Origin of the sequence: Haloarchaeobius iranensis (assembly GCF_900103505.1) — an archaeon.
Taxonomy (GTDB): domain Archaea; phylum Halobacteriota; class Halobacteria; order Halobacteriales; family Natrialbaceae; genus Haloarchaeobius; species Haloarchaeobius iranensis.
Window position 1 is genome coordinate 270153 of sequence record NZ_FNIA01000001.1, and the last position, 14691, is coordinate 284843.

General features: G+C 65.3%; 9 protein-coding genes. 3 read left to right on the forward strand and 6 right to left on the reverse strand.

Features of this window, described 5'->3' with window-relative positions; translation table 11 throughout:
* Positions 1–30 precede the first annotated feature (30 nt).
* From BLT27_RS01280 to BLT27_RS01310, 6 genes are all read right to left on the reverse strand, one after another.
* Positions 31–501: a DUF7555 family protein gene (locus BLT27_RS01280; protein ID WP_089731217.1), complete on the reverse strand. Its 471-nt coding sequence runs from the start codon at positions 499–501 to the stop codon at positions 31–33.
* Positions 498–2168, reverse strand: coding sequence for an ABC transporter ATP-binding protein (locus BLT27_RS01285; RefSeq protein WP_281241442.1), 1671 nt, complete (start codon positions 2166–2168; stop codon positions 498–500). The genes BLT27_RS01280 and BLT27_RS01285 overlap by 4 nt, the downstream gene beginning before the upstream one ends.
* Positions 2165–3559 (reverse strand): ABC transporter ATP-binding protein, encoded by a 1395-nt coding sequence (locus tag BLT27_RS01295; protein WP_089731218.1) that lies wholly within the window; start codon positions 3557–3559, stop codon positions 2165–2167. Before BLT27_RS01295 ends, BLT27_RS01285 begins: the two co-directional genes overlap by 4 nt.
* On the reverse strand, positions 3559–5379 hold the full coding sequence (locus BLT27_RS01300; RefSeq protein WP_089731219.1) for an ABC transporter permease: 1821 nt from the start codon (positions 5377–5379) through the stop codon (positions 3559–3561). Before BLT27_RS01300 ends, BLT27_RS01295 begins: the two co-directional genes overlap by 1 nt.
* A 1-nt stretch (position 5380) precedes the next feature.
* The gene (locus tag BLT27_RS01305; protein ID WP_089731220.1) at positions 5381–6466 is read right to left on the reverse strand and encodes an ABC transporter permease; all 1086 of its coding nucleotides are present in this window, start codon (positions 6464–6466) and stop codon (positions 5381–5383) included.
* Positions 6467–6627: 161 nt separating this feature from the next.
* Positions 6628–8496, reverse strand: a complete 1869-nt coding sequence (locus tag BLT27_RS01310) for an ABC transporter substrate-binding protein (RefSeq protein WP_089731221.1) — start codon at positions 8494–8496, stop codon at positions 6628–6630.
* 308 nt (positions 8497–8804) lie between these two features.
* Here BLT27_RS01310 and BLT27_RS19540 point away from each other — a divergent pair, with 308 nt between their 5' ends.
* The 3 genes from BLT27_RS19540 to BLT27_RS01320 all read left to right on the forward strand — a co-directional run bounded on the left by BLT27_RS19540 (position 8805) and on the right by BLT27_RS01320 (position 14623).
* Complete coding sequence (locus BLT27_RS19540; RefSeq protein WP_175526334.1) at positions 8805–8975, forward strand: DUF7556 family protein; 171 nt, start codon at positions 8805–8807, stop codon at positions 8973–8975.
* A 99-nt stretch (positions 8976–9074) separates the two neighbouring features.
* Positions 9075–9494 (forward strand): PPC domain-containing DNA-binding protein, encoded by a 420-nt coding sequence (locus tag BLT27_RS01315; RefSeq protein WP_089731222.1) that lies wholly within the window; start codon positions 9075–9077, stop codon positions 9492–9494.
* Positions 9494–14623, forward strand: coding sequence for an LAGLIDADG family homing endonuclease (locus tag BLT27_RS01320; protein WP_089731223.1), 5130 nt, complete (start codon positions 9494–9496; stop codon positions 14621–14623). Before BLT27_RS01315 ends, BLT27_RS01320 begins: the two co-directional genes overlap by 1 nt.
* The last annotated feature ends 68 nt before the right edge of the window (positions 14624–14691 follow it).

Below are 14691 nucleotides of genomic sequence, written 5' to 3' on the forward strand. Positions count from 1 at the left end.
AGCGTGTCTGACCGTCTCAGGCGGCGACACTCACACCGCAGCGATGCCGAAGACGAACTCCATCGCCATCGAGGTGCCGAGCATCAGCACTGCCGCCAGGAACTGCTTCGTGTGCGTCGAGAACCGGTCGTTCTGGTTCACCTCGACCCACCGCAGCGGCGGGAGCCAGCCGGCGAGGCGTTCGAGTCGGGTCGGCGACTGTGCGCCGACCGAGCCGGACGCCTTCTTCTGTCGGTCGTCCCCGCTGGTGACGAACTCGCCCTTCGACTCCATCTTCGACGGCGAGTCCGGCCGTAGCTGGAACGACGCGTACGCGAGCAGCGCGAAGCCGACCCAGAACAGCACGAACTTCGTCCGGAACAGCGTTCCCTCCCCCGAGAGCTCGAAGAACGCCGACGTACCCGCGACTGCGGCGGCCAACAGGACCGCGTACGCCAGAGCGTCGAGCGTCTTCCGACCGAGTCGAATCGCTCCGACTACCTCCGGGGGCCGGTCGCTCATCGCTTCTGTTTGAGCTTCTCGAACTCCGGCGCCGGGTCCTCGTACCGGTCGACGTGTCGGTGGCAGAAGCTCGTCCGTCCGTCGTCGCTGACGCTGTAGTGCTTCGGCCGGTCGGTGTCACAGATGCTGCCGAACTGGTCGAACAGGTACTCCCGGGCCTTGTTGTCGTGGCCCTTCTCGACGAAGCTCGACGCCTCGCGGACGTGCTCTGCGACCTCCGTCGGCACGTCGACGTCGCCGAACAGCTCGTCGGTGATCTCCGTCACGTCGGAGAAGCGCGTCGACCGCCCGAGCAGCTCGCGGGCGTGGTCCGTGAGCGACCGGTCCGCACGGGTCCGCTCGCGGATGACCTCCCGGAAGACCTCGATACGCTGCCAGATGTCGTCGTCGATATGCTGGTACTCGTCGGGCCGTATCTTCACCGGACAGCGCGTGCTGAACGGACAGCCGATCGGCGGGTCGCGCGGGCTCGGCGGCGTCCCGCGCAGCGTGATGCGGTCCTTCGCGGCGGACGGGTCCGGCTCCGGAATCGCCGACAGCAGCGAGTGCGTGTACGGGTTCCCGGGGTTCTCGAACAGGCCGTCCGTCGGGCCGATCTCCATCAGGTTGCCGAGGTACATCACCGCGACCCGGTCACAGATGTGCCGGACGACACTCAGGTCGTGCGCGATGAACAGGTAGGTCAGCCCGAACTCCGTCTGCAGGTCCTCCAGCAGGTTCAGGATCTTCGCTTGCACGGAGACGTCCAGCGCCGACACCGGCTCGTCGAGCACCAGGAAGTCCGGCTCGAGCGCGAGCGAGCGGGCGATACCCACGCGCTGGCGCTGCCCACCGGAGAACTGGTGCGGGTAGCGGTAGTAGTGCTCCGGTCGCAGTCCGACGGTCTCGAGCAGTTCGCGGACGCGCTCGCGGCGCTCCCGCGGCGTCCCCCAGCTGTGGACGTCGAGCGGCTCGCGGATGATCTCGCCGACGGTCATCCGGTCGTTCAGGCTCGACTCGGGGTCCTGGAACACGATGCCCAGCTGTCGACCGCGGAGCCGTTTCAGTGCGCGGGCCGGTGCCGCGGTCACGTCGATGTAGCCGCGCTCGACTTCGTAGACGCCGTTCTCGATGCGACCCTCCTGGATGAAGATGAAGTCCTTCTCGCCGAACAGGCCGAGCCTCGGGCCGAAGCCCTGGTCGATGACGTCGGAGACCGCCAGGCCGGTCTGCTGGACGAACTCGGCGGCGTCGATCTCGGACGCGCTGACGTCCTCCCAGCCGCGGTCCGGAGCGACGGCCTTCGGCTGGACGCCGTCGGCGAACAGCTTCGTCACCAGCTCGGTCGCGTCGTTGTCGGCGTACACCTCGCGGAGGTCGACGGTACGACGTCCGTAGCTGTTCGCCATCCGCTCGACGACGTCCGGCTTCTGGAAGCGGCTCGCCCCGGCCGTGGCGTCCTCGAGCTGGACGAGCGTGCGCCCGAGCGTGGACTTGCCACAGCCGGACTCGCCGACGAGGCCGAGCGTCTCGCCTTTCTTGATGTCGAAGCTCACGCCGTCGACTGCCTTCACCGGCTCGTCGTTGATGAGCCCGCCACCGGGGTAGTACGTCTTCAGGTTCCGTACCTGTATCATCGGCTCTGCCTGGACTGTCGACTGCGACTCGGACATCGCTTGCTTGCTCATTCAGGGCCACCTCCTTTTCCGCCTTTGGCTCGGTGAATCTCCAGTGCCTCTGTCTGTGGAACGTCCTCGGGATAGAGCAGACACGACGCCGTGTGGGTGGTGTCGCCCTCCCCGACGGAGACGGATTCGGGGTGTACCGCCTGGCACTCGTCGAACGCCTCGGGACAGCGTGGCGCGAAGCGGCAGTACGTCGCCTCCTCGTTCGGCGTCGGCACGTCACCCTCGATGGTGACGAGCCGGTCGCCCTCCTGTCGGCCGGGAATCGAGGAGAGCAGCCCCTGCGTGTAGGGGTGCTTCGGTCGGTCGAACAGCGACTCTGCGTCGGCCGTCTCGACGATCTCACCGGCGTACATCACGTTCACACGGTCCGAGATGTCGGCGATGACACCCATGTCGTGCGTGATGAACATGATCGAGAGGCCACGGTCCTCCTGAATCTCGGAGAGCAGCTCCAGGATCTGCGCCTGGATGGTCACGTCGAGCGCCGTCGTCGGCTCGTCGCAGATGAGCAGTTCTGGCTCACAAGCGAGTGCCATCGCGATGACCGCACGCTGGCGCATCCCACCGGAGAACTGGTGGGGGTACTCGCGGACCCGACGGCGAGCGTCGGGAATCCCGACCGCCTCGAGCAGGTTGACGGCCTCCTGGGTCGCCGCCTGGCCCTGCAGCCCGCGATGGAGCCGCAGCGCCTCCTCGATCTGGTTCCCGACGGTGTACACCGGGTTCAGCGACGAGAGCGGGTCCTGGAACACCATCGCGATGTTCCCGCCACGCAGGCGTCGGAGTTCTCGCTCGCTCGCACGCGTGACGTCGACGTAGCCGCGGTCGACGCGGACGCCGTCACCGGAGGTGTGTCCCTCCTCCACGAAGATGAAGTCGTCCGCATCGATGAGGTTGAGCTCGTCGGCGTAGCCGGCGGCGATGACGTCGTCCCAGCCGACCGCCTCGTCGGCGACCATCTGGCGCGCGTTCACCTGCTCCGGCGGCAGGTCGGCGTACTTCTCGTGGTCGGTGAGCTCGTGTGGCTGTGCACCGTGCTGGTCCATCGCGTCCTGGACCACGTTGGCGAGCTCCGACTTCTCCTCGAGCTTCCCGATGTCGACCGTCTTCCCCGCGTACGTGTTCGCGAAGCGCTCGACGGTCTCGGGGTCGCGGAACTGGATGGAGCTCCCGCGGAGCGTCCGTCCGGGGCTCTCGACGAGGCCCATGATCGAGCGCGCCGTCACCGACTTGCCCGACCCGGACTCGCCGACGATACCGACCGTCTCACCGTGGTCGATGTCGAAGCTGATGCCGTCGACCGCACGGATTACCTCCTTGTCCGTGAAGAAGGAGGTCTGGAGGTTCTTGATGCGGAGGATGGGCTCCTCCTTGTGGGTCTGCATCGACATCACCCACCACCCCCTGCGGCGGCGCTCTCACCAGCACCGCTGCCCTCGGACTGCGGGTCGATGGCGTCGCGGATGCCGTCACCCAGCGCGTTGAAGCCGGTGACGACGAAGACGACCATCAGGCCCGGAATCGTGGCGATGTGCCACGAGACGGTGGTGACGTACGGCCGACCGATGTTGACCGCACGGCCCCACTCGGGCGTCGGCGGTGCGACGCCGAGGCCGAGGAACGACAGCGCCGCGACGCTGATGATGATTCCACCGATGGTGAGCGACCCGTAGATGAGCAGGTAGCCCGCCACGTAGGGGAGCATGTGTTTTCGCATCGTGGCCGACGGTCGCTGACCGTAGGACTTGGCTGCGTCGATCCACTCCTCCTCGGACACCTGGAACGCGGGGCCACGGATGGCGCGCCACAGCGCCGGCCAGCCGGTGGCCGCGAAGATGAGCGCCAACAGGAACCCACCGCTGTAGATGTTCGAGATGGGGTGACTCGAGAACACGACCGAGAGCAGGATGTAGATCAACAGCCCCGGGAGTGCCTGTATCGAGTCACTGGTGACGACGACGATGAGGTCGGCGAGCCCCTTGTAGTACGCCGTCACCATCGCGAGGGCGGTCGCGATGAAGCCGCTCAGCGCGATGGACAGCAAGCCGATGAACAGGGATACACGGGCGCCGTCGGCCATGAACGTGAACAAGTCCTTGCCGTTGGCGCGTTCAGACAGTGTCCCGATGGGGTGGAACCGCCCGTAGTCGTCGTAGTTCATCACGCCGACGTTGTTGTCCGGTGTCCCCTGTGATGCGGACTGCAGGTTCGCCGTCCCGTGGGTGATCGTCTGGACCTCACCGTCTTCGACGTACTGGAACTCGTGCCCGTACGGGTTGTAGATGTTCTGTGCGGTGGTGGTCGGTCCCATCGCGGGGGCGAACATCGCCAGCACGAGGAACAGGAACACGACCACGAAGCCGAACTGGCCCCAGCGGTGGGTGCTCAGCCGGTCGATCATGTCGTCGCGGGGCGTCCAGTCGGCGAAGCGGTAGTGCCGCCGGAACGTCTTGTAGCCCTGCCAGACCCAGACGAGCCAGACGAAGGCGTAGAGGTAGATCGCGACCACGCGGATGGCCCACGCGACGGCCGGCGAGAGGCCGAGGAACGTGCCGTGGTACGGGCCGATGGCGATGCGTGCACCCAGAATCTCACTGCCGGCCGGGTACTCGGACGCCGCGCTCGCTGGCGGGTTGAAGCCCTGGTTCGGTATCAGGTCCCGGGAGAGCAGCGTCGGGACGTTGGCGACGACCCAGTCCGCGATGCCGGCCATCGTCTGCGCGAAGCCGTGGACCATCTGCGCGAGGGTCGGCTCGCCGATGAGCGGGAGTGCGGGCAGGAACGCGAGCGGCTCGTACAGCAGGACGAGCCACAGCACCACCAGGAACGCCCCGACGATGGACCGCTCGAGGAGGTCAGCCGAGATCGGCAGGTCCTCGAGGCCGAGCCTCTCGACGATGCTGAACGGAATGAACGCCGCCTTGACGAAGACGGAGAACACCGCGAGCACGACGAGTGCGCCCAGTGCGGACATCACTGTCCCGCCGGCGAAGCCGAGCGAGTCGTACATCGTGTCGACGTACCAGCCACCGATGTCCTTGCTGCCGCCGACGAGCGGGTTGATCTGCTCGCCGAACAGGATCAGCGCGTCGACGAAGGCGCTGAACTCCACCGAGAGGAGGAGCAGCACGCCGCCGAGCCAGATCAGTGCCGGTGTCGGGTTCGCGGCGATTCGACCGAAGAACGTTCTGTTCTGAGTTACCTCGCTCATGTTATTCGTACCCCACTCGCGGGTCGATGATCGTGTAGAGGAAGTCCTGGAAGATGTTCATGAAGACGACGATGAGGATGAAGATGTACATCAACGAGCCGACCAGTGGCATGTCGCCCTGGATGGCCGCCTGGAAGAACAGGTAGCCGATGCCGTTGATGGCGAAAATCTGTTCCATAATGACCGAGCCGCCGATCAGCAGGAACGCCTCGTTCAGGATGATCGGGACCAGCGGAATCAGAGCGTTGCGGAAGACGTGCTTCCAGACGATCTTCCGGCGCGAGAGGCCCTTGGCGCGGGCGGTCTCGACGTACTTCGAGTTGATCGTCTCCAGCACCGCCGTCCGGCCCAGTCGCATCTCGTTACCCATGGATGCGGAGCCGAGGACGATGGCCGGCGGGAGCACCATCTTCACTGCGCGCACGAACACCTCCCAGTCGAAGCTGAACAGGGAGATGGTCGTCCCACCGACGGTCAGCAGCTCTGTCCCGTTCGAGTTGTAGAAGTTCAGTGGCGGTGGCGTCCCGATGTTGTTGGTGACGATCCAGGCGTCCCACTGGAACTGGACGACGCCGAACGTCAGCATCTCGGAGTACGTGACGGACTGACTCAGCACCGAGTAGAAGATGACACCCAGCCAGAAGTTCGGCATGGCACGCCAGATGATGCCGCCGAAGGAGGCGAAGTAGTCACCCATCGTGTTCGGGTTGAGCCCGGCGTAGAAGCCCAGCGGGATACCGATGAAGAGCGGGATGAGCACCGACCAGAAGCCCAGCCAGAGCGTCCGCGGGGCGTGCTGGACGATGAGCGTCATCGCCTTGGTGTTCTCCTGGATGACGTAGGAGTTCCCCAGGTCGAACGTCAGCAGGCCGACCATGAATTCGATGTACTGTTCCCACAACGGCCGGTTCAGTCCGAGCTGCTCCTCCACCCGTGCGTACTGTGACGGCGGGGTGTTCGGACCGAGGATGGCCGCAACCGGGTCGAGTGGACCCAGTCGAAGGATTGCGAACGTGATTGTCACGCCGAACAGCACCACAGGGATTGCCAGGAGGAGCCTGCGAGCGAAGTACCCCCAGCGACTCATGGCGTGTCCCTCCGGTGAGCCACTTCCATCACCATTGTTCTACTGGGAGTATATTTCGCACCCATGGTTATGTCTTGCGTTCCTCAGCGGCTGTATTTCCGGACGTACCCGGGGCTACGCGCCCGAAAAATGAAAAATCCGAAACGGGACCGAAACCCGGTTTAGCTGCGGTCGTTCAGGTAGACGTTGTTGAGCTTCTGGCGGCTGCCGCCACCGGCGCCGACGCGCGGCATGTCGACCCAGTTGTACGCCATGCGCTCGTCTGCGCGGTGGTAGGCGGGCAGCAGGATCATGTCGTCCCACATCGCCTCCTCCATCTCGACGTAGGCCTCGTTACGGGTCTGCTGGGCCTCCTCGGTCGGGGCCGGGTTGTTGCTGATGCGGTCCCAGGCGTCGGACGCGCGCTGCGGGGCGTCGGTGTCGGAGTCGTCCCAGTCGAGGTAGAAGCCCTGCGCACCGCCCTCCTGGTCGGTGTTCGTGAGCTCCGGGACGAGCTGGCCGAGGAAGTTGTCCGGCGCGGGCCAGTCCATGACCCACCCGAGCGAGTAGGCGCCGAGGTTCCCGTTGCGGCCGCGGTTGAGCAGCGTCGAGAACGGCGCCTCCTCCAGCTGCAGGTTGACGTGGGCGTTCGCGAGCTTGTCGCGAAGGATGGTGCCCAGCCCCTGCCAGGTGTCGGACTCGTAGGTGGTCAGCGTGACCTCGTACTTGTTGTTCGGCCCGTAGCCGGCGTCCTCCATGACCTGACGTGCGGACTCGATATCGGTCGTGTTGTAGCCGTAGGGGTAGCTCTCCTCGGCGTGCTGGTTGTAACCCTCGGCCTGCCCCGGGTAGATGCCCGGCGGCGTGAGGTGGTAGGCGGGCGTCCCGCGGCCCTTGAAGACCTCGTCGACGCCCTCCTGCTGGTTGTTGACGTACGCCATCGCCTTGCGGGCGGCGGGGTCGACGTTCTTGGCGTTCAGGCCGATGTAGAACGTGTTGATGGTCGAGTACTTGAGGTACTGGACCGTCTCGCCGTTCCGCATCGGGCCGTAGGTACCGATCTCACGACCCTTGGAGTCGGTCTGCTCGACGGAGACCAGGCTCGGGTCGTACTGCGAGGTCGGCATCGACACGAGGTCGGAGTTCTGGTTCTGGCCGTAGTTGTACGCAGCGTCGGGGTCCGTGATGACCTGCCAGTGGACGCCGGCGACGTGCGGGACTGGGCCGTGGTAGTCCTCGTTGCGGGTGATGTCACACGAGGTGTTGGTCTCCCAGCTCTCGAACACGAACGGACCCGCGCCGACCGGGTTGTTCCGTGCGAAGTCCTCGTACGCCATATCGCCGTTGTAGTTCCCGTGGTCGCCGACGATGCCTTCCGGCACGGCGGAGAACGAGGTGTAGGCGAGCATCTCCAGTGTGGACGCGAACGGCTGCTGGAGGCTGAGCTCGAAGGTCTTGTCGTCGACGGCCGTCGCGCCGAGCGAACCCCACTCGTAGTTGCCATCGCTGTCCGCCGACTGCTCGATGCCCATCGCGTAGGACGTCGTGAAGTACGCACGCCGGCTGTTGGACGACCCCGCGAGACGCTCGAAGGAGTAGACGAAGTCCTGCGCGGTGACCTCGTCACCGTTGTGGAACTGGGCGTCCTCCTTGATGTTGAACGTGTACGTCGTGAAGTCGTCGGAGACCTCGAAGTCGGCGGCGAGGAGCGGCTCGACCTCTATCTCGCCGTTCGGGTAGTTCATCAGTGCGTCGAAGACGTTCTGGATAACGGTCCCGGACGCGGTGTCCGTCGCGGCCACCGGGTCGAGGGTGCTCATCGTCGAGTTGATGAGCTGGAACGTCTTGTCGAGGAGCTCGCGGTCATCACCCGTATCTCGGGTGGTCTGCTCCGTCGCGGTCTCCATCGGCTCGGTCTCGGTGTCCTCGGGCGTGTCGGTGCCGTCTCCTTCACCGCCACCGCCGAGACATCCCGCGACTGCAACTGCAGAAGCTGTGCCACCGGTCGCCTTCAGGAAGCGACGGCGGTCAATGCTGGTATTGTCTGTCATCCCACGCACCCCTTTTGGGACGATATGGTTAAAATTACCGTTTAGGCCTGTGGCTGTTTTACATACCCTAATGTTTAAGTAACTCCCGTCTCGTCGGACGGTTTCCCCACACGAGAATGTCAACTGCCAACACGGCAATGTTGCTGGTAGAGGTGCATTAAAGTACGCCGTCCGTCTGGAGCCTTGTCAAACCACGACCGACCGTGTAGACGGCTGAGACCTGCCTCGGACGGGTGCACGCGTGCAAAACGAGTAAACTGGAGTGCCGATTCGACGCGTTTATCAGTGGGCATGAGAGAGAGCCTCATATGGCAGCATCCGAGCCAGGTTCGTCGGAGTTCCCCGACGAGCGCGACGTCGTAGCGTCTGTCGATGGTGAAGGCTCCGCCCAGGAGTACGTCATCGCAGACATCACAGAGGATGGAGCCTGGCTCTCCATGCAGGCGGAGGACGCACCGGACCTCCCGGCCTGGCGATAACGCCGGTCGGTCCTTCTCGCGACGCAGCACCGACCAGCCGCGGCGCCGGCCACGGTCGATGACACTACCTTTTTGCCGTCGACCCCCCTTCACGGGGATATGCACTACCGGGAGGTCGCCACCGAGCGGGAGTTCCTGTGCCGACTGGAGACCGGCGGCGACTGGCGCGAGCAGCTCGAGACGCTGGCTGTCGACGAGGGAATCGAGGCCGCCTGGTTCACCGGACTCGGCGCGGTCCAGGACGCCGAGGTCTGGTTCTACGACCAGGCGACCTGCGAGTACGACGCGGTGACCTTCGACGAGCCCCTGGAGGTCGCCGCCTGCGTCGGGAACGTCGCCGACCTCGACGGCGAGCCGTTCGCACACACCCACGCCGTGCTCTCGCGACCCAGCGGCGGCGCGCTCGCCGGCCACCTGGACGCCGCGACGGTCTGGGCCGGCGAACTGTACGTCCGTGCGTTCGAGGACCCCCTCGTCCGCGAGCACGACGAGACCACCGACCTGGACCTCTGGCTATAATGCGGGAGGCAGACGAGCGCTACTTCGAACGGATCGAATCGCGCCTCGACGAGGCGTTCGACCTCGCCCAGCGCGCGAAGGCGTCCGGCGGGGACCCCGAACCGGAGGTCGAGATTCCGACCGCCCGCGACATGGCCGACCGCGTCGAGAACATCCTCGGCATCGACGGCGTCGCCGAGCGGGTGCGCGAACTCGAGGGCCAGATGTCCCGCGAGGAGGCCGCGCTCGAACTCGTCGAGGACTTCGTCGAGGGCACCGTCGGCGACTACGAGTCCCGCGAGGGGAAGGTCGAGGGCGCGGTCCGGACCGCCGTCGCCCTGCTGACCGAGGGCGTCGTCGCGGCCCCCATCGAGGGCATCGACCGCGTCGAACTGCTGGAGAACGACGACGGAACCGAGTTCATCAACGTCTACTACGCGGGGCCCATCCGCTCCGCGGGTGGCACCGCACAGGCGCTCTCCGTGCTCGTCGCGGACTACGCCCGTGCGCTGCTCGACATCGACCAGTACAAGGCTCGGGGTGACGAGGTCGAGCGCTACGCCGAGGAGATCGCGCTGTACGACAAGGAGACCGGCCTCCAGTACTCGCCGAAGGACGAGGAGACGAAGTTCATCGCCGAGCACATGCCCATCATGCTCGACGGCGAGGCGACCGGCGACGAGGAGGTCTCCGGCTTCCGCGACCTCGAACGCGTCGACACCAACTCCGCCCGCGGGGGGATGTGCCTCGTCCTCGCGGAGGGCATCGCGCTGAAGGCCCCGAAGATCCAGCGCTACACGAAGAACCTCGACGAGGTCGACTGGCCGTGGCTCCAGGACCTCATCGACGGCACGTACTACGACGACGAGAGCGGCGACGCGGGCGACGAGGCCGAGAGCGACGCCGGGGACGATGCCGGGGCCGACACCGGCGACGACGGCGACGGCGAGAGCGAGGCGGCCGACGGCCCGAACGGCCCGCCCCGCGTCGAGAAGAGCCAGAAGTTCCTGCGCGACCTCATCGCCGGCCGGCCAGTCTTCAGCCATCCCTGCGAGTCGGGGGGCTTCCGGCTGCGCTACGGCCGGGCGCGCAACCACGGCTTCGCGACCGCCGGCGTCCACCCTGCCACGATGCACCTCGTCGACGACTTCCTCGCGACGGGCACCCAGATCAAGACCGAACGACCCGGCAAGGCCGCCGGCGTCGTCCCCGTCGACTCCATCGAGGGGCCGACGGTCCGGCTGGCAAACGGCGACGTGCGCCAGGTCGACGACCCCGAGGAGGCACTCGAGATACGGAACGGCGTCGAGCGCATCCTCGACCTCGGCGAGTACCTGGTCAACTACGGCGAGTTCGTCGAGAACAACCACCCCCTCGCCCCTGCCTCCTACACCGTCGAGTGGTGGCGCGGCGAGTTCGACGACGCCGGCGCGGACCTCCAGGCGCTGCGTGACTCCCCACACGTCGACCTCGACGACCCCAGCGCCGAGGAGGCGCTCGAGTGGGCCACCGAGTACGACGCGCCCCTCCACCCGGCGTACACCTACGTCTGGCACGACATCTCCGTCGCTGCCTTCGACGAGCTCGCCGACGCCGTCGCCGACGGCGACGTCGAGGACGGCACCCTGCACGTCCCGCGCCGCGGCGAGGTCCGCGAGACCGTCGAGACGCTGCTGAAACCGCACCACCAGACCGACGACGAACTCCTCGTCCGCGACTACGTCCCCTTCCTCCGGAGCCTCGGCATCGACGAGGAGCTGGACCGCACCTGGACGCTCTCCGACCTCTCCGACCGGGCACTGACCTGGGGGACCAGCGACGACACGGTCGACGCCGGACAGGACGCCGAGCCGACCGACCGCGACGACGACCGGCCGCTCGGCACCAACGCCATCGAGGCCGTCAACGAGGTCGCACCGTTCACCGTCCGCGAGCGCGCTCCCACCCGGGTCGGCAACCGGATGGGCCGCCCCGAGAAGTCCGAGTCCCGGGACCTCTCGCCCGCCGTCCACACGCTGTTCCCCGTCGGCGAGGCCGGCGGCAGCCAGCGCTCGGTCGCCGAAGGCGCGAAACACGCACCCGACATGCGCTCGACCCCCGGCCGCATCGAGGCCCAGGTCGGCACCCGCGAGTGCACCGGCTGCGGCGAGCAGACCTTCGAGACGCGCTGTCCCGACTGCGGCGAGCGCACCGAGCCGTACTACTTCTGTCCCGACTGCGAGCAGGAGCTCGAACCCGACGACGCCGGCCGGGTCCACTGCGACCACTGCGAGGTCGACGGCACCAGCGTCGAGTTCCACGAGATCGACCTCAAGGCGCAGTACTGGGACGCCATGGACGAGGTCGGCGAGCGCGAGAACTCCTTCGAGATCCTCAAGGGCGTCAAGGGGCTCTCCTCGACGAACAAGACGCCCGAGCCCATGGCCAAGGGCGTCCTCCGGGCGAAACACGGCGTCACCGCGTTCAAGGACGGTACCGTCCGCTACGACATGACCGACCTCCCGGTCACCGCCGTCCGCGCCACCGAGCTCGACGTCACCGCCGACCAGCTCCGCGCGCTGGGCTACGAGACTGACGTCCACGGCGACGAGCTCCGCCACGACGACCAGCTCGTCGAGCTGAAGGTGCAGGACGTCGTCCTCTCCGACGGCGCGGCCGAGCACATGCTCAAGACCGCCGACTTCGTCGACGACCTGCTCGAGTCCTACTACGGCCTCGAACCGTTCTACGAGATGGACGAGCGCGAGGAGCTCGTCGGCGAACTCGTCTTCGGGATGGCCCCCCACACCTCCGCCGCGACCGTCGGGCGGGTCGTGGGATTCACGAGTGCGGCCGTCGGGTACGCACATCCGTACTTCCACGCGGCGAAGCGCCGGAACTGCTTCCACCCGGAGACGAAGATATGGTTCGAGGACGAGTCGGGAGCAACGCATTACGACGAGATTCGCTCGTTCGTGGAGGAACGGTTGGACCCCGAGTCCGCGGAGGAAGACGACTTCGGGACGCTCGTGCAGGAACTCGATGGGGAGGTGTCGGTCCCGTCGCTCGCCGACGACGGCACGCTCGTCCGGAAGCCGGTCGAGGCGGTGTCGAGACACCGGTCGACGGAGCACCTGGTCGAAATCGAGACTCGGGGTGGCAGAGAGATTACTGTGACTCCGGACCACGAGGTCCACGTCTTCGACGCCGGGGTAACCTCGAAGCGGGCTAACGAACTCACACCTTCGGATTCACTGGTAACACCTGCAGAAATAGACGTTGCAGGGTCCGAAATCAGGCTCGACCTCCTGGAAGAGCTCCTCGTGAGTGACGAAGTTCCGAACGAGTCGCTCATGGTGAAAGGTCTCGAAAAAGACGAACTCTACGACCTCTTCACTGCTGTACTGGAGGACGACTGGAACGGACAGTTCTATCCACTGAAGAGCACGGCGGAGTTCCTCGGTCTGACGAAGAAAGGATTGAGCAACTACGTCTACCGGGAAAGCGTACCGGCATCCCTCCTGATCGAGTTGCTGGGTTCCCCGGACGCTGTCGTCGAGAACGTTCCCGACGACGTTGCGCTCGGAATGAAACGAGACTGCGTCGACATTGACCGGTTTGTCGAGGTTGATTCGGAGTTCGCCACGCTCCTTGGTTATTACACAGCCGAGGGATTCGCTCGCGAGCAGTCAACTCCGAAGGGGACGATTCATCAGACGACTATCTCTGGTGTCGAAATGGAAGCGCGTGAGTTCTTCGAGGACACGCTCAGATCTGCACTCGGTGTCGAAGCATATCGAGAGAACCATGCGAAGGTAACCGTCTCGGGCCGCTTGCCGCGTGTGTTGTTTGAGAGTGTACTTGACTGCGGTACCGGAGCAGAGGATAAACGAGTTCCTGCCTGCATCTTCGACGCACCAGACGAACTCGTCGGTTCGTATCTCGGTGGATACTTCAGTGGCGACGGGATGGTCGACAAGAATTCGTTGATGGTTCAGGCGACGACTGTGAGTCGAGAGCTCAAAGAGGACCTACTCGCATTACTCACTCGAATCGGAATCACCGCGAAGGTTACCACTACTGAGCCCGCGCCTCTCGTCGAGAAGTTCCCGGACTTCTACAACGATGATGATGAATCAATGTCGGCTGTGTCGTTCGTAATCAACGTTAGCTCGTCTGATGCAGTTCGGTTCGCCGAGAGAGTCGACCTTCATCTGTCCCGCAAGCGAGAACGACTGGCTGGACACGTCGAGAGCATCGAGCCAAGGGCCAGACGGATTTTTGACGGAGGCTCGGGCGAATACTACATCGACGAAATCACCGAGGTTTCGTACGTCGAGTCTGACTACGAACACACGTACTGTCTGACTGTCGAGGACACTCACTCGTTGATCGCGAATGATACCTCACAGAAGCAGTGCGACGGCGACGAGGACTGCGTCATGCTTCTGCTCGACGGCCTCCTGAACTTTTCGAAGGCGTTCCTGCCGGACCAGCGGGGCGGCAAGATGGACGCGCCGCTCGTGATGTCCAGCCGCATCGACCCCTCCGAGATCGACGACGAGGCGCACAACATGGACATCATGTGGGAGTACCCGACCGAGTTCTACGAGGCGACCCGCGAGATGGCCGACCCCGAAGAAGTGGAGGACATCATGACGATCGCCGAGGAGACGCTCGGCACGGAGCGGGAGTACACCGACTTCGCCCACACGCACGACACGACGGACATTCACATGGGGCCGGCGCTGTCGGCGTACAAGACGCTGGGGTCGATGCAGGACAAGATGGACGCCCAGCTGCACCTCTCGCGGAAGCTCCGGGCGGTCGACGAGACCGACGTGGCCGAGCGCATCATCGAGTACCACTTCCTGCCGGACCTCATCGGGAACCTGCGGGCGTTCTCCAGGCAGGAGACGCGGTGTCTGGACTGCGGGGAGAAGTACCGCCGGATGCCGCTGACCGGCGACTGCCGGGAGTGCGGTGGCCGGGTGAACCTCACGGTCCACCAGGGCTCGGTGAACAAGTACATGCAGACGGCGCTGATGGTGGCCGAGGAGTTCGGCTGCCGACCGTACACCGTCCAGCGCCTGGAGAAGCTGGAGAAGGCGCTCTCGTCGGTGTTCGAGGACGACACGAACCGCCAGACGGGCATCGCTGACTTCATGTGAGCTGCTGGCACGGGGCGGGGGCGTGTGATGGCCCAACGAAGAAACAGGGCCTTTAAGCGGCTTTTGCA

Bases quoted from the DNA above. Each gene is read 5' to 3' on its own strand.
- BLT27_RS19540 (WP_175526334.1), top strand. From the start codon at position 8,805: ATGGCAGCATCCGAGCCAGGTTCGTCGGAGTTCCCCGACGAGCGCGAC.
- BLT27_RS01300 (WP_089731219.1), bottom strand. From the start codon at position 5,379: ATGAGCGAGGTAACTCAGAACAGAACGTTCTTCGGTCGAATCGCCGCG.
- BLT27_RS01315 (WP_089731222.1), top strand. From the start codon at position 9,075: ATGCACTACCGGGAGGTCGCCACCGAGCGGGAGTTCCTGTGCCGACTG.
- BLT27_RS01285 (WP_281241442.1), bottom strand. From the start codon at position 2,168: ATGAGCAAGCAAGCGATGTCCGAGTCGCAGTCGACAGTCCAGGCAGAG.
- BLT27_RS01295 (WP_089731218.1), bottom strand. From the start codon at position 3,559: ATGTCGATGCAGACCCACAAGGAGGAGCCCATCCTCCGCATCAAGAAC.
- BLT27_RS01320 (WP_089731223.1), top strand. From the start codon at position 9,494: ATGCGGGAGGCAGACGAGCGCTACTTCGAACGGATCGAATCGCGCCTC.
- BLT27_RS01280 (WP_089731217.1), bottom strand. From the start codon at position 501: ATGAGCGACCGGCCCCCGGAGGTAGTCGGAGCGATTCGACTCGGTCGG.
- BLT27_RS01305 (WP_089731220.1), bottom strand. From the start codon at position 6,466: ATGAGTCGCTGGGGGTACTTCGCTCGCAGGCTCCTCCTGGCAATCCCT.
- BLT27_RS01310 (WP_089731221.1), bottom strand. From the start codon at position 8,496: ATGACAGACAATACCAGCATTGACCGCCGTCGCTTCCTGAAGGCGACC.